The organism is Sphaerochaeta globosa str. Buddy (assembly GCF_000190435.1).
Taxonomy (GTDB): domain Bacteria; phylum Spirochaetota; class Spirochaetia; order Sphaerochaetales; family Sphaerochaetaceae; genus Sphaerochaeta; species Sphaerochaeta globosa.
This window is the reverse complement of sequence record NC_015152.1, coordinates 2,773,956-2,789,764: the sequence shown is the minus strand read 5'-3', so window position 1 is coordinate 2,789,764 and position 15,809 is coordinate 2,773,956. Positions and strand designations below refer to the sequence as shown.

The 15,809-nt window shown below is 49.4% G+C and carries 14 protein-coding genes; 6 read left to right on the top strand and 8 right to left on the bottom strand.

Features of this window, described 5'->3' with window-relative positions:
- Positions 1-99: 99 nt before the first annotated feature.
- From xdhC to xdhA, 3 genes are read right to left on the bottom strand one after another with little or no spacing between them, the layout of a single operon-like run.
- Positions 100-588: a xanthine dehydrogenase subunit XdhC gene (gene xdhC / locus SPIBUDDY_RS12980; RefSeq protein WP_013608223.1), complete on the bottom strand. Its 489-nt coding sequence runs from the start codon at positions 586-588 to the stop codon at positions 100-102.
- Positions 581-1,468 (bottom strand): xanthine dehydrogenase subunit XdhB, encoded by an 888-nt coding sequence (xdhB, locus tag SPIBUDDY_RS12975; protein WP_013608222.1) that lies wholly within the window; start codon positions 1,466-1,468, stop codon positions 581-583. The genes xdhC and xdhB overlap by 8 nt, the downstream gene beginning before the upstream one ends.
- Before the next feature lie 11 nt (positions 1,469-1,479).
- Positions 1,480-3,768: a xanthine dehydrogenase subunit XdhA gene (gene xdhA / locus SPIBUDDY_RS12970; RefSeq protein WP_013608221.1), complete on the bottom strand. Its 2,289-nt coding sequence runs from the start codon at positions 3,766-3,768 to the stop codon at positions 1,480-1,482.
- Between the two features lie 157 nt (positions 3,769-3,925).
- On the opposite strand from xdhA, the gene SPIBUDDY_RS12965 reads away from it, so the two are divergent.
- The 6 genes from SPIBUDDY_RS12965 (at position 3,926) to ade (ending at position 10,891) form a co-directional block, all read left to right on the top strand.
- Positions 3,926-4,204, top strand: coding sequence for a hypothetical protein (locus tag SPIBUDDY_RS12965; protein WP_041380797.1), 279 nt, complete (start codon positions 3,926-3,928; stop codon positions 4,202-4,204).
- Between the two features lie 79 nt (positions 4,205-4,283).
- The gene (locus tag SPIBUDDY_RS12960) at positions 4,284-5,072 is read left to right on the top strand and encodes a DUF4037 domain-containing protein (RefSeq protein WP_172634205.1); all 789 of its coding nucleotides are present in this window, start codon (positions 4,284-4,286) and stop codon (positions 5,070-5,072) included.
- Positions 5,073-5,529: 457 nt separating this feature from the next.
- The gene (locus tag SPIBUDDY_RS12950; RefSeq protein ID WP_013608219.1) at positions 5,530-7,314 is read left to right on the top strand and encodes an adenine deaminase; all 1,785 of its coding nucleotides are present in this window, start codon (positions 5,530-5,532) and stop codon (positions 7,312-7,314) included.
- An 11-nt stretch (positions 7,315-7,325) separates the two neighbouring features.
- Positions 7,326-8,885, top strand: a complete 1,560-nt coding sequence (locus tag SPIBUDDY_RS12945; protein ID WP_013608218.1) for a SulP family inorganic anion transporter — start codon at positions 7,326-7,328, stop codon at positions 8,883-8,885.
- A gap of 12 nt (positions 8,886-8,897) precedes the next feature.
- Positions 8,898-9,161, top strand: coding sequence for a hypothetical protein (locus SPIBUDDY_RS12940; RefSeq protein WP_013608217.1), 264 nt, complete (start codon positions 8,898-8,900; stop codon positions 9,159-9,161).
- On the top strand, positions 9,161-10,891 hold the full coding sequence (ade, locus tag SPIBUDDY_RS12935) for an adenine deaminase (protein WP_013608216.1): 1,731 nt from the start codon (positions 9,161-9,163) through the stop codon (positions 10,889-10,891). Before SPIBUDDY_RS12940 ends, ade begins: the two co-directional genes overlap by 1 nt.
- A 99-nt stretch (positions 10,892-10,990) precedes the next feature.
- On the opposite strand, the gene SPIBUDDY_RS15860 is transcribed toward ade, so the two are convergent.
- The 5 genes from SPIBUDDY_RS15860 to SPIBUDDY_RS15855 all read right to left on the bottom strand — a co-directional run bounded on the left by SPIBUDDY_RS15860 (position 10,991) and on the right by SPIBUDDY_RS15855 (position 15,695).
- Positions 10,991-11,803 carry a sugar phosphate isomerase/epimerase family protein gene (locus tag SPIBUDDY_RS15860; protein WP_013608215.1) on the bottom strand — a complete coding sequence of 271 codons (813 nt, stop codon included), beginning with the start codon at positions 11,801-11,803 and terminating at the stop codon, positions 10,991-10,993.
- Between the two features lie 77 nt (positions 11,804-11,880).
- On the bottom strand, positions 11,881-13,158 hold the full coding sequence (locus SPIBUDDY_RS12925) for a TRAP transporter large permease (RefSeq protein WP_013608214.1): 1,278 nt from the start codon (positions 13,156-13,158) through the stop codon (positions 11,881-11,883).
- Between the two features lie 15 nt (positions 13,159-13,173).
- The gene (locus SPIBUDDY_RS12920) at positions 13,174-13,662 is read right to left on the bottom strand and encodes a TRAP transporter small permease (RefSeq protein WP_013608213.1); all 489 of its coding nucleotides are present in this window, start codon (positions 13,660-13,662) and stop codon (positions 13,174-13,176) included.
- A gap of 74 nt (positions 13,663-13,736) precedes the next feature.
- Positions 13,737-14,741, bottom strand: a complete 1,005-nt coding sequence (locus SPIBUDDY_RS12915; RefSeq protein ID WP_013608212.1) for a C4-dicarboxylate TRAP transporter substrate-binding protein — start codon at positions 14,739-14,741, stop codon at positions 13,737-13,739.
- A gap of 276 nt (positions 14,742-15,017) precedes the next feature.
- Entirely contained in the window at positions 15,018-15,695 is a 678-nt protein-coding gene (locus tag SPIBUDDY_RS15855; RefSeq protein ID WP_013608211.1) for a GntR family transcriptional regulator, read from the bottom strand.
- Positions 15,696-15,809: the final 114 nt, after the last annotated feature.

The following is a 15,809-nucleotide window of genomic DNA, read 5'->3' as shown; positions in this document are numbered from 1 at the left end:
CAGGGTGTCTTTTTGTGACCGCTTGGTGGTATATGACCGTGACTATTTGGCATGTGAAGAAAAACGGGACTGCATTCGCAATCCCGTCTTAGCCTCAACTCAGCCCTTTTTCTGCTCGATCCGCTTCTTCTGCGTCTTTTCAATTGCATCGACAATGTGTTCATAGCCGGTGCATCGGCAGAGGTTGCCTGAAATTTGCCTTCGGATCTCCTCTCGGGTGGAAGGCTCATCCTTTTCAATGATGGGAATGGAGGCCATGATGAAACCCGGGGTGCAGAAACCGCACTGGACAGCTCCCTCATCGATGAACGCCTGCTGGATGTCACTGATGGTACCCTTGGTGTCACTGAGCCCTTCAAGGGTGAGAATGGTTTTTCCCTCAGCCCAGATAGCCATATAAATACAGGTGTTGAACGGTTTTCCGTCGATGAGTACGGTGCACGCACCACATTCGCCTACGTCACAGCCATGCTTGATGCTGTCCAAGCCGGCATTACCCCTGAGCATATCTGAAAGGGATGATCGAACATCCACACTGAATACTCTCTCTTTTCCGTTCACGATACAGTGTACGTCTTTGTTAGCCATTGATGGTGCCTCCTGCTTTCTCAACCGCAGTCTTGGTTGCTCTTCGTGCCATTTCCTTGACCAGCTGCAAGCGGAATTCCTTCGATGCGCGCCAGCTGGTTCTGGGCTTTACATCGGCCAAAGCTCCTTGTGCCACTGCTTCAAGCAATTGCTCATTCAAACCATGCCCTTGGGCATTTGCTTCTGCAGTTGTGGAACGAAGGGGAGTCGGGGCGGCAACACCGAAGGCGATACGAAGTCGATCGATGTGTTTCTTGTCGTTGGAAAGTCGTACATTGACCGAACAGCCCAGTGTTGCGATATCCATGGCCTTGCGCATTGCATACTTGATGTACTGACCGTACGTGTTTTCGTAGCTTTGCTTGGCAATACGAATGCCAGTCAACATTTCACCCTCTCTGAGATCGACCTTTCCGGGTCCGAGGTTGAATTCGGCATAGGGAAGAAGGCGAATCCCGTCCAGGCTCGTAATTTCCAAGGTTGCATCGTACGCTTTCAGCGTAGTGGCACTGTCGGCACTGGTAACACCGTTGCAGATATTGCCTCCGATGGTGCCGATGTTTCGTACCTGCGGGCCGCCGATTTGGTCAACGGCTTCCCCGAGGACGGGAACGTACTTCCTGATAACCGGGTGCATCGACACGTCGGTGAAACTGGTAAGGGGTCGGATGAGAATCGAGCCATCGTCCTCAAGGCAGATTCCTCTCAATTCTTCCAGGCAATAGATGTTGATCAGGTCGCAACCGGCAAGCTTGCCTTCCCGAATTTTAATCAGGATGTCGCTTCCCCCAGCGAGGAGCAAGGCTTGGGGATGCTCCTTTTTCATACGCAGGGCTTCTTCGACTGAGGTTGGTTCATAAAGGTTGTTGAAGTTATACATACACTGTTTCCTTATTTAATCAGGGCCGCTTCGATGAATGCGTCGAACATCCGCTGTGGGTGCAGGGGAATGGCATTGATGGCAACTCCGGTTGCATTAAGCACCGCATTACGAATTGCAGGCGCGACAGGAATCGTCGGGGGTTCTCCCAATGACTTGTTCCCATAAGGCCCGGTGGGGTCATCGGTCTGTACAAAGTCCGCATGGAGTTCGGGCGTATCGATGGCTGTCATCAGCTTATAGTCCAAAAGGTTGTCGTTGAGCATCTGACCGGTTTTCGGGTCGAACTTCAGGTGTTCATACAGCCCGTACCCCAAGCCCATGCTCATACCGCCATGGACCTGTCCGCGTGCGGTCTGTCCATTGATGATTTTGCCGGAATCGTGGACGTTGATGATGTCCAGGATCTTGACCTGGCACATCGGAATGTCCACCTCGACTTCGGTAAAGCAGACCCCGAAGGAGTAGGTGTTGTCCGTACAGTGGTGTGATTCCTCGGCAGCAATGTGGGTGGAATTGGTCAAGCTGTAGCAGGACTCAATGGCGACATCGGCGACGCTGAGCAATTTCTCGTTCTTATTGACATGCACGATGTTGTTGTCCTTGATATCCAAATCCCAGCTATCCTTCTTCAGCATGAAACCGGCGAATTCAAGAATTTTTTTCCTGAAGGATTCAGCGGTCTTTTTGACTGCCATACCCGATACGTAGGTTTGCCTGGAGGCATAAGCTCCGGTGTCATACGGGGTGACATCGGTGTCCTGCTTGCTGATCACATGCACCTTATCCATCGTCACTCCGATGGTCTGGGCTGCCATCATGGCAAAAACGGTGTCGGCCCCCTGTCCAATTTCGGTAGCTCCGATCTGCATCTGCAGCGAACCGTCCTGGTTGAGAATCATGCGGCAGGCGGAAGTCTCCAAGCTGATGGGGTAGACACCTGTCTTGTAACAGAAAATTGCCATACCCACACCCTTCCTGATCGGACCTGTCTGGTGGGCATAGGCAACCCGTTTCTTGGAATAATCGAGGTACTTTTCACCTCGGTCGATGCACTCCTCCAAACCGGTGGAGTGACAGGTGATGGTGGTAAGCGGGTCGACATACCCAAGCTTCATCATGTTCAGCTTACGCATTACAAGCGGATCGAGACCGGTCTGCCTGGCAATGTCGTCGACGTGGGCTTCCAAGGCAAACCCGATCTGGGGAATACCGTATGCACGCATGGCTCCTGCAGTGGGCAGGTTGGTGTAGACTGTGTAGGCTTCACTTTTAATGGCTCCTACCGGATACATCATCCTAAAACCGTTTACTGCATTGGCTACGAGGGCATGTGCATGGGATGCATAGGCACCCTGGTTGGAGTAAGCCTTGATTGAGCGGGCGGCGAAACTGCCGTCCTTGCGGATATAGCTTTCAATATGGAATTGCATGGCATGACGGGTACGGGTACAGGCGAAGGTTTCCTCGCGGGTGTAGGCAAGCTTAACAGGCCTTCCCCCGACTCGGGTGGTGAGGTACGCATTCAACGGTTCGGTCAAAGCATCCTGCTTGTTTCCAAACCCACCGCCGATGTACGGCTTGATAATCCTGATTTTGCCGAAGCCAAGGCCAAGGGCCTGTGAACAAATACGCCTGACAATGTGGGGGATTTGGGTGGAGCTGACCACGACAATCTTGTCACTCTCCATGTAGGCAAAGGAGTTTGCACTCTCAATATGGCAGTGGCTTACTACCGGAGTTTCATAGTCTCCGACTACCTTGATCAGTCCTTCTTCCTTGATTGCTTCCTCGAACTTGCCAATTTCGTAGGTTGACTTTACAACAATATTGTTCGGCCGCTCGTCATGGAGGGTTATCGCCCCTTCCTTCATAGCGTCTTCGACGGTAAGAATGGGGGTGAATTCCTCATACGTGACCTTGATTTTTCTCACTGCCTCTTCGGCAGCAATTTCATCCTCAGCAATGACGGCAGCGATGTCATCGGCATAACAGCGAACCCTTGCATTGAGCAACTTTCGGTCTGCAATGTCCTGATGCTTCGGATCAGTCGACCAAGGGTGGCCTGCGGTGGGGAACTGGATGTTGGGTACATCGAAGCAGGTAACAATATCCACAACACCGTTGACCTTCCACGCTTCGCTGAGATCAAACTCCTTGACCCAGCCGTTTGCAATGGTGCTATGCAGTACTTTTGCAATGAGGGCATGATCTGAAACCAAATCGTCCGTGTATTTCGCTTTACCTGTCACTTTGTCGAACGCATCGACTCGTTTCAGGGAAGTTCCGATTATATCCATGAAGTCCTCCTTCCAATAAGGAACCAACGTATGTCTACTCTTCCTGGAATTGAACAATCACCAAAGTCTTGGTAACAAGCGTACGTAGCCAGAAAGGGAGACCTTTCTTATCTGTAGGTCAATAATACAACAATCTGCAACAAATACAAGAAAAAACTTGGGTGAGAATCGTAAGAAAACATACACTCTTTCCATCGGTTGCTTCTCCAAGTTTATCATCTTTACCCCTACGTGGCGACTCCCCCTCCCAAAGGCAGGAAGCTTGCTTGGCACCAGTCTTGTTGAAGCAAAGGCCGAATCACAACACAATAGTGGAATTCTCAATGTCCAGTTATTCTATGCCTTGGACTTGGTAAAGATGGAATCTGAAAAGACAAAGGAACCTACCTATCGGTATGGTGTGGATATCGCCAAGGCAGTTGAAGCCCTACCTTAGCGTCATTGGATGCCTGAAGGATGTCTGGATTCTGAAGGTAAAGCTTCTCTCTTCTGATATTCTATGGCACCATAGGCCTATGATTGAATCTTTTATTGCAGCTCTGTCTGCACACCCTGCTCTCCAAGCTCTTGCTCTTGCAGGTTCCAGAACCGGTCTCGGTTCTGATGAGCTGTCGGATTACGACCTCTATGTGTACAGCAAAGAACCGATACCAATGGCCTTCCGCCAAGAATTGGCAGATACTTTTGCATCCAAGGCTGAATTGGCGAATGACTATTTCGGCCCCGGTGATGAGATGCAGCTGAAGGACGGGACCTTTGTTGATCTCATGTACCGCAATCTTGATTGGGTCGAAGATGAGATCAAGCGCGTCTGGGTGGGTCATCAGCCTCGGGTAGGGTATTCCACAGCCTTTGTGCACAACATCAAGACATCAACGGTATTGTATGACGAAAGCGGAAGGTTTACTGCACTGAAGCAACTGCTTGAATCTGATTATCCCCAAGCTTTGCAGAAAGCAATCATCAATCACAATTATCCATTGCTTAGAAGCAAGCTTACCGCTTCTTTTTATGAACAGATCGAGCATGCAATGACACGAGGTGATCAGGTAAGTCTGATTCATCGTACTGCTGCCTTGCTTGAGAGTTATTTTGATATTCTCTTTGCCTTGAACAATCAGACTCATCCCGGTGAAAAACGTCAAGAAGCCTGGGTGCATACAACCTGTACACTCATCCCCCCCCTGTTCGATGAGGATATCAAAGAGCTCACCCAGAGCATTGGCCATGCCGACCAACTGAAGGCGATAACCCGGTTGTTGGATCATCTGGATGAACTCTTGGAACAAGAGGGGTGGGTTTAATCTTTCCAAGAAGGTGCATCGCTTAGTCAAAGGTAGGGCAATCTGTACTGATTGTCTATTTTGTATGTCTTTGGTGGAGCAAAAAACTTCCCATTATCTAAAAATTGAATACTTTTTCTTTACAAATCGTTAAACCTGTTCAAAGAATAATCATATAATTCCGTGGCAGCGGAGATGCAGGGCGGGAAGCCTGGTCCGTATCGTTGATATGAAGCCGCTGTTTCTCACATCCAATATACAACTTACAAGCAGCGAGGGAGGCCTGGTTCGTGGCTGTGTGCCGCCTTGTACGTACCAATCCACAAAATTCCGAAAGAGTTGGAGCAGGACGGGAAGCCTGATTTGTAGCAATACCTTCAACCTTACACCATTCGTCTGGATACCCACTGCAGGACGGGAAGCCTGGTTTGCCAAAAAGGCCGGAGTATCTGAATTTTGATTGATTGGAGGATTCACGATGGAACGAACGATTGAGAATTTGAGGCAGCTCATACGCGCAGGGCGCGCATTGACTCCTGCCGATACAGTCATCCTGAACGGGAACCTGGTCAATGTCATGACTAGTGAAATCTACCCGGCGGATGTAGCCATTTTCCAAGACATGATTGTTGCTGTAGGAGATGTATCAGCGTACCGGGGTCCAAAGACCCAGGTTATCGATGCATCGGGTTCCTATTTGGTCCCCGGCCTCATAGACGGTCATATCCACAGCGAATGCAGCAAACTCAGCATCACCAGCTTTGCAAAAGCAATTGTCCCCTCAGGAACCACCAGCATGGTCTCCGGTCTTGACGAGTATATCTCCGTCTCAGGACTGGAAGGCCTGAAAGAGGTGTTTGCCGAGATTAAGCAAAGCCCGTTGAAAGTCTTCTGGGGAGCCCCCTACAAGACACCCTACACATTTCCAACCTCAACAATCTCTTGCAATTTCAACCCTGAGATTCATGAGCAGGTACAACAGTGGCCTGAGTGCTTCGGTGTGTGGGAAACGGTGAGGGAAGCGGTGCAGGAGTTGGACGAGGATACCTTGGGTGCCCTCTCGCTTGCATATAAAAACCGACTTCCGATTTTTGGATGTGCACCCATGGCACGCGGCAACGACCTCAATGGATACTTGTGCGGGGGAGTAAGACTCGACCATGAGAGCTATGACCACCAAGAAGTGGTTGAAAAGCTGCGCAAGGGTATGCACATGGTCATTCGCGAGTCTTCGGTGACCCATTTCCTTGCCGAGAACATCAGAGCGGTAACGCAAGTGAACCCAGCTCTCGCCAGACGGGTGAGTTTCTGCACCGATGATGTAACAGCGAAGGATGTAGTTGAGAAAGGCCATGTCGACCATTTGGTCCGACTAGCCATCAAAGCCGGCGTAGCTCCTATGACAGCGATCCAAATGGGGACGATCAACAGTGCCGAGGCATATCGCATCGACCATCTTGTTGGTTCCATCTCGCCGGGCAGAATCGCCGACATTCTTTTGGTGGACGATCCGGCAACCTTCAAGGTGCACACTGTAATCACCAATGGAAAGCTAGTGGCCCGCAACAAAAAGCTCACCTATGACCTGAGGGCACCCAAGAGGAGCAGCCTCCTTAGCAGTGCCCTGAAATGCAACCTTACGGTGGCAAAGGATTTTGAGTATCGCGTACAGTTGGCGAACGGAAAGGCCAAGGTCTTGTCCATGGAGGTCAAGGGTCCGTTTGTTCGTAAACGCCGTGATGTAACGCTGGATGTAGTCGACCATGTGGTCCACAGCGACACCAAACAGGATGTATTGATGGTTTCAGTCTTGGAGCGTTTCGGCATCAACGGCAATAAGAGCCTTGCCTTCTGCTCGGGCTGGGGACTGAAAGCTGGAGCGATGGCCTCCTCAGCGGCTCCTGACGACAACAACATCATCGTGTTGGGCGCCAATGCCCAGGATATGGCTGTTGCAGTCAATCATCTGATTACCGAAGGCGGTGGCCAAGTGGTAGTGAAGGATGGAAAGATTCTTGATTTCCTACCCCTGCCGGTCGGCGGCATCGTCTGTGACCTTGAGCCACAAGAAGTAGCACGAAGGGAAGATGGTATCAATGCATCGGCACGACTGCTTGGCTGCGATCTGCCGGAACCCTTGATGTACATGTTCTTCCTGCCGATTACGGCTATCCCCGATTATGCGATAACTGATGTTGGGCCGGTCGATTGCGTTGCGTTGACCACTTTCGATCCAATCCTCGAACTCATCGAGCACACATAAGGAAAACAGAAATGGAACGAACTCTTGGACATACTGGACTGTTTCGGCCGGGAGACCTCGGCGGTGTCGTCTATTCGTATTTTGGCAATATCATCAATTTCATTATTATCGCCTACGCCCTGCAGGGCATTGGCTGGCCTGATACCATTATCTATGGTCGAGTGATTCCGGGTTTGGCGGTTGGCTTGATGCTCGGCTGTCTGGCCTATGCCTGGCAAGGCTATCGGCTTGCAAAGAAGACAGGACGCAATGATGTAACCGCCCTGCCTTCAGGCGTTTCCACCCCGGCCATGTTCGTCTATCTGTACGGTGTCATCTATCCGTTGCATTACTCAGGGCTTTCGCCTGAGATGTGCTGGATGGCAGCCACCGCTGCTTGCTTTCTCGGTGGATTCATCGAGATGCTTGGTGGTTTCATCGGTCCCTACATTCGCCGCTTGATCCCCCGCGTTGCCATGCTTGGCACCGTAGCGGGTATCGGACTGGTCTGGATGGCTACCGCAGGTCTGTTTGAAGTCTATCACGATCCAATTCTGGGTATGCCGGTCGTTGTCATTGCCATCATCGGCCTGATCGGAGGGTATGTCTTCAAGAAGCGGATTCCGATGCTCCTCATCTCTGTCGTATTCGGTATTGTGTGGGCACTCTTCTTGGGCCGTGTCCAGGTCGATACTTCCACGCTGGGCGTCTCTCTTCCTGTACTTTCCATCGGGGCTGTAATCCAAGGCTTCAAGTACATCATTCCCTTCCTCAGCGTCATTATTCCGATCGAGGTCTATAACTTCATCGAGACGATGGACAACGTTGAGTCGGCCATTGCAGCCGGTGATGAGTACAATGTCGGTCAGACGCAGATTATCGACGGAGCCTGCACCATGGTATCCGCGCTGTTCGGTTCCGTCGTCCCCAATACTGTATGGCTCGGTCATGCAGGATTGAAGAAGAGTGAGACCGGCATTTCCTACTCATGGATCTCTGCAATTCTCTATGCTCTTTCTTCAATTTTCGGTCTCTATGGGTTTATGAACTCTCTCATGCCGGCAGTGGTTGCTTCGATCACGTTCCTGTGGTGTGCAATGCTGATGCTGGTCCAAGCCTATACCGACGTTCCCCGCCGTCACGGGGCTGCTTTGGCCATTGCTCTCATCCCCCATCTCGCCGATGGACTGTATACCTATGTTCGTGATGCCCTCGGTGCCTTTGGCATTTATCTGGAGGAAACCCTGACAATGAACAGTTCGGATGAGATCGCCCAGACCATGATCACTTACGGGGTAGTATGGAAAGGGGTGGTCGCCATGCATAGCGGGGCAATTATCACCAGTATTCTCTGGGCTACGGTGGTGGCTTTCATTATCGACCGTCGCTTGGATAAGGCTGCTGTTGCTTTTCTGGTAGCTTCTGTACTGTCGTTCTTCGGCTTTATCCACTCTCCTGCACTGGTCGTTGGCGTGGCTACGATGAGCTTCCCCTACGCAGTGGGCTATCTGCTCGCTGCAGTAATTTGTTATGCCATCCACCTTGGCCAGAAGAAGTTCATGGATGTGCCTCGTCGGTATGACTACGTCTAAGGAGGAAGTAGTATGGATGTCAAATGCGTACGTATTTTGAGAGCTTATGAAGATAGCAACGATACAGAAAAGGCCATCTATGTTGATGAAGCAGCCCGATATGCCTTGATTAAGAAATGGGGAGACTCGGTGATGGTTCGTGGTCGCAGGGATGTGAAAGGCGTTGTGATCAAAGCTCTTAAGGAGCTTGACCAGGACGGTTTCATTGCAAGGGCGAACCAAGCGCTCATCGATGAGCTTTTCATTGAATATGGAGAAGAGGTATTGTTGATTTGATGAACAAGAAAACATTGAAAAAACTGATCGACGTGGCCAGCGGCAGGCTTCCTGCCGACTTGGTCATAAAGCATTGCAAGATTGTGGATGTGTATAGCGGTACCATTACCGAAGGTGATATTGCAATCTCCGACGGCATAATCGCCGGTGTTGGCTGCTATGAAGGACTGAAGGAAATCGATGCCCAGGGGCGCTATGCCGCCCCTGGCTTCATCGACAGCCACATCCACATTGAGTCCTCGTATGTTACTCCTGAGGAGATGGGAAGGTTGGTTGTTCCCTATGGGACAACCACCATCATTGCCGATCCTCATGAGATTGTGAACGTTTGCGGCCTCAAGGGGCTTCAGTATATGCTGGATGCTGCTTCCGAGACTGCCTTGGATATACGCTTTATGATTCCTTCCTGTGTACCGGCAACACCGTTTGAGCATGCAGGGGCGGTCGTAGATGCTGCTGCCATGAGCAAACCCATTACCGATGAACGCATATTGGGGGTGGGGGAGTTCATGGACTTTCCTGGAGTCATACATGCCCAGGATGGAGCTTTGGATAAGCTTATGCTTGCAAAGCAGGTAGGAAAGCTGGTTGACGGTCACTCACCAGGAGTGTTCGGCAAGGATTTGAACGCCTATGTCGCCACGTTGATCCATACCGATCATGAATGTTCCAGTGTACAGGAGATGCACGACCGTATCGCAGTCGGCATGTATGTGCTGCTTCGGGAAGGGTCGGCCTGTCATGAGTTGTCTCATCTTATGAAGGGGATCACCCAGTACAACAGCAGACGCTGTCTGCTCTGTAGTGATGACCGCCAGCCGAAGACCATTCTTGAGAAGGGGCATTTGGATGAGCATATGCGCATGCTCACTAAAGCAGGCATTGACCCGATTGTTGCCATCCAGATGGCCAGTTTAAATGCTGCTGAGTGTTTTCGCCTGTTCGATAGAGGGGCACTAGCTCCGGGCTTGAGGGCGGACATCGTACTGCTTGATGACCTGAAGGATTTCAAGGCTGAATCGGTTTTCATAGAAGGTCGGTTGGTTGCCCAGAAGGGCTGCTATCTTCCTGAGGTGAAGCGACACAGCATCGATAATGTCAGGGGAAGCTTCCATGTCAAGGATTTTTCCCTACAGAAGCTGCGGTTGAAGCTCTCCTCCGATTACGTCACTACCATCGATATTCTCCCTGGCGGGGTGGTAACCGCAAAGGGAAAAGCTCGTGTGGCACGTGATGAGCAAGGTTGTTTCAAGTATGACCCCTCCCAGGATGTAGTCAAGGTGGCAGTGGTGGAACGACACCATGCAACCGGCAATGTAGCGGTGGCTCTGCTGCGCGGCTATGGAATTACACAAGGGGCTCTAGCCATTTCCATCGCTCATGATTCTCACAACATCATCGTTGTGGGCGTGACTGATGAGGATATGGCTGTTGCCGTCGAGTCCTTGATCTCCCAGAACGGCGGTATGGTGTTGGTGAAGGACCAGAAAGTCATTGCTTCAATGCCGATGCCGGTGGGTGGGATCATGAGCGACCAACGTGGTGAGTGGGTGGATGAAAAGCTCAGTGAAATCCATGAGGTAGCGTATCGGGAATTGCATGTCAAAGAAGATGTGGAGCCGATTATGACGCTCTGTTTCATGTCCTTGGCAGTCATTCCTGAAGTAAAGCTGACCGACATGGGTTTGTTCGATGTAACTACCTTCTCATTCATTCCGGTAGAAGCATAAAGTAGTTGGAGGTGGGATTGCACTCCTCCCGCCTCCTTCCATCTCTCATTCCCAATATGTTTAGTCTCTAGAGAAACAGCTATGTATGCCCCAACAATCCTACCAAACAAAATGGTTTGCTAGGAAAGCATATGCTTGTTTGGCTGCTTCCAAGCCGGTTGGCTTGGGAAGACATTCCACCGATACAACTCCGTCGTAGCCAATCTCGCATAATTGTTTGGTAAAAGCTTCGAAGCGAAAACTCCCCGACCCTGGATAGCCTCTTGTGTTGTCAGCAACATGAACATGGCCGAGAAAGGGAGCAATCTTGGTGATGCAGGTATTGAGATCGGGTTCCTCGATATTGCTATGAAAAGAATCCAAGAGTACTTGAGCATGGTCCAGTTGGTATTTTTTGATGATATCAACTACTTCATCACCCCGGTTCAAAACATTATTCTCATAGCGATTGGTAGCCTCAATAAGAAGCTTTACTCCTTTTTCCCCTGCATATTCAGATAGACTGTGCAAGGTAGTCCCGAATACCTGTAGGGCTTCTTCCCGTACCCATCCGTTGCAGCAATTCCCTTTGATGCTTCCAATGGTGACTTTGCTTTCCAATAGTGCTGCACAGTCGATGAATTGATGGATCATGCCTACCAGCATTTCCCGCTTCAAGTCATCTTTTTCCAACAAGGAAAAACCAAATTTCCCAAAAATGGATCCTGTTCCCAAGGTTGCAATAGAGAGGCCCAGCTCTTTTTTTGTTTTCAGCAATGCGGGAATATCCAAAACATTTGGCATGGGTATATGTAATTCTACGGCATCATAGCCTATTGAAGAAGCAATGTTCATTTGCTCGATGAGATTCCCCCCGAGCGGTACCGGAGTGGTTTCAACCAACGCAGTTCCTATAGCTACACAAAATTTCAATTTCTACTCCTATGAAGACAAGGCACAGCCTTCTGAAAGAAAGGTGACATTAAAAATCAGACGAAAGAGGATTAACCTCAGAAAAGCAAGTTCTGAAGGAACAAGAACGGTCCGGGAAGGAATACCAGCACTATCATGGAAAGCAGAAAGGTAACCAACCATGGAATCATTTCCTTGGTATATTCATTCAGCGAACAGCCGATGATGGAGTTTACGGTGAACATGGAAAGCCCCACAGGAGGCGTGCAGTTGCCCATGGTGACAACCGTACATACGATGAGACCGAAATGGACCGGGTCTATTCCCATCTGAAGAATCAGCGGCATGAATACCGGGGTGAGGATCAGAATGGTTGCTGCTCCTTCCATGAACATTCCAACCAAGGTGAGAATGAGCACGAGAAGAAGGAGAATGATATTCGGATTGGTTGAAATGCCAACCATGAATTGGGAAACTACTTGAGGTACTTTTTCGATGGGTACTCCATACCCGAAGATAGCCGATAGCGCAATGATGAACATTACCGCCCCGACATCCTTGACGGTATTCTCCAAAGCCTCAAAGAAGGTCTTTACATTCAATTCCTTATAGATGAATGCACCAACCAAGAGTGCATAGATACAGGCAAAGGCGCCTACTTCTGAAGGGGTGAAAAGACCCATCCTGATGCCTACCAACAACATAATGGGGAATATGAGTGCCCAGATACATTCTTTCAAGGAGACAACAATTTCCTTGGCGCTTGCTCGTGTTGATCGGGCTGGTTGATAGTTCCGCATTCTTGAGATGCCCCAGGTGGCGAGCATCATGACCATCATCATGAAGCCACCCACAATCAGGCCTCCTGCAAAAAGCTTCCCGATGGAGACGTTGCTGGTAGTTCCAAAGATAATCAGGGCATTCCCCGGAGGGATGGTGGCGGTGATAAGACCCGTGAAAGCAATGTTGTTTGCAATAAAGCCCTTCGAATAGCCGGCTTTCTTCATATCATCGCCTAACAGGCGTGCTTCCATGGCAGCATCGGCAATAGCAGAGCCTGAAACACCGCCCATAAGGGTACTGAGCACTACACTTGTTTGCGCGAAACCTCCGCGCATGTGACCGGTAAGGAGTCCGGCAAACTTGGCAAGCCTTTGGGTCGTCCCTCCACTGTTGAGAAGATTCCCGGCAAAGATGAAAAGCGGTACAGCCAAGAGGGCAAAGTTCTGTGTCTGGGTAACCGGCAACTGAACGAGAATGGTAGCTGGAAGGTTGGGATGCTGCAGAAAGAACAATGCTCCAGAAATACCGATTGCAAAGGCCATGGGCATACCAAATAGCAAGAAAATAACAAAGGCAATAAAGACTAGCGTCATATATATCTCCCCGACCTACATTTTCGCAATTGCAGAGCAGTCATTGCTTTTCAACAGGACAATTACTCGCTTCACAGCTGTAACAATCATGAAGACTGCACTGCAAGGCAAGGAAACGGTTACCCATGCAAAACTGAAGTTCGGCACACCGTTAAAGGTTCTGAATCTGGTAGTGTAGGTTAATCGCGTCCCGAGATAGACCAAGGAACAAAGAAAAATGATGATGATTGCATAGATAATGACCACCAATGTTTTCTGGATTGATTTAGGGAACTTGGCAACAACAATATCCAAGTTGGCGAGCCTTCCTTCCCGAAATGCGATGTCACCGCCTAGGAAGGTGGACCAAGTCAACATCAGCATGCCGATGTCCGTCGTCCAGCTCAAGGGTTTGCCAAGTGTTCGTGAGACTGCCCCCAGAAAGATGCAAAGTGTAAGCACGACGATGCCGAACATGGCGAAGTACTTCTCAATTTTGCATATCCGATTAAATAGTGTGTTCATGCTGTGTGGTTCCTATACAGTATGATCGGACGGATGGAAAATCACCCGTCCGATCGAATGCCTTTGAGTAAGGCTTATTTGCCGAGAGCCTTGTAGACGAGATCTTTTGCATCGGTGATACCAAGTACCTGGTATGCCTTCTCGCCGGCTTTACGGAATGCTTCCATATCAAGTTCTGAGTTGGGAATTACGCGGATTCCTTCCTTGATCAGCTGTGCCTTTACAGTATCAGCCTCGGTCTTTATTCTTTCAGATACTGCGTATCCTGCACGGTCGGCCTCTTCAACCAGAATAGTCTGATACTCAGCCGGAAGAGCATTGAACCAAGCAGCAGAACACACGGAGAAGTTGATCAGGTAGATGTGATTAGTCTCACTGACCACCTTCAAGACTTCGTCAAGCTGAGCAGCTGCGTAAGCGGTATATACATCTTCAAGACCATCGATAGCCTTAGTCTGGGCTGCGGAGTAAATCTCACTTCTGCCCATCGCTACGGGAGTGGCTCCGATTGCACGGACGGATTCCTGCCAAATGGGAGCACCTGCTGTTCGCAGCTTGAGACCCGCGAGGTCTGCAGGCTTGAAAACAGGCTTATTGCTGATAACGTTTCGATGACCCTGTATGTAAGCAAAAGAAAGCACCTTGAGACCGAACTTGTCCTCAAGCTCCTTCTCCCAGCCTTTAACAACCGGCAATTCTGCTGCACGCTTCACTTCATCCATGTTCTCCAGCATGTAGGGGCCGTTGAACACAGCAATCTGCGGTACATAGTTGCCAAGTCTTGCTGAGTCAGTATTATGCCCGATATTTGCACCGGCTCGCATCTGTTCAATGACATCTTCTTCAGCACCGAGCTGGGAGCTGGCAAACACATCGATAACCAATCCACCGTTCGTTTTGGTCTTCACTGCATCAGCCCAATCCAAGAAAGCCTTGTGATAAGGGTCATTCTCGGTCAAAGCATGACTGAACATCAGATTGTATGTCTTCTGTTCTCCGACGGCTTCCTTGGACCCTGCAGCGGCTAATGCACCGAGCACCAAGACGAGTACACACAGACTAACGAGTAATTTTTTCATTTCTTCCCCTCTATTGCTCTACGATTTGATGCGTTGGAGCAAAAATTGATGATGTTTATTGAAGGGAGTCTTCTCTCCAACAAACCTGACTAGAATATATCACAGCATTAGAAACAACACAATAAAAATATTTAAAACGAAAAAAACAGCTTTTATGTATATTTAAAATTGGTTTAGTCTCTATTAGTAACAAATCTATAGTGTGAGCTTTATATGCACAAATAAAAACTCCCTGATTACGGCAGGGAGTTGCATGAACAAGAAAGGGTAAGTCGATCAATCACTACCATGTTCCTTCTCATAGAGATCGATGGTGGCAAGAGCGGAAGCCAGATAGTAGTTCAGATGGGTATTGTAGGTGCTGACTATTTCCTGTTTGTCCTCTTTGAATATTGCTTGCAGAATCAGGTGATGGTGATCATAGGTTTCTTTCCAGGTTCTTCCTCTGGTATTGGTAAACCAATTGTTGAACATGCTGATGCGGTAGGCATCCTGGAAGACTGGGTTCAGCAATCGGCTAAGTCTGCTGTTGCCTGAGTTCTCGATGAAGAACGAGTGAAAGGCCATATCTGTCTTGCAAAGTTCTGATGCCGGTACCTCTTCGGCATTCTTGCTGAGCCGTTCCATCAATCGGTCGTTCTCAAGGAGTTTGGAGACGTCAATTCGATTCAGGTAGGTAAATACGGCCACAGGTTCCAGCATTTTCCTCATGCTGAAGACTTCTATGACGTCTGTTCTGGTCAATCGAGTGGAAAAAGTCCCATGTCGAGGGCGTACTTCAACCAGATGCTCAGCTTGCAGCATGATTATCGCTTCTCGAAAGGGGGTTCGCCCGATTTCTGCGGATTCGAGAATATCTTTCTCCGAGATATATTCACCGGGTTTAATCTCACAGTTCAGAATCTTTGTTTTTAGGTAATCATACGCTTGCTGCTTGAGGTTGAGATCTTTCATGCATTATAGGTATCCCAATCGACAGGGCAAGTCAAGAGCGTGGAGAAGGGGTGCTCAGCTGAGAATGCAATAATCTGACAATTCCCAGACACTATTTGAAGTTCTTTATAGGGA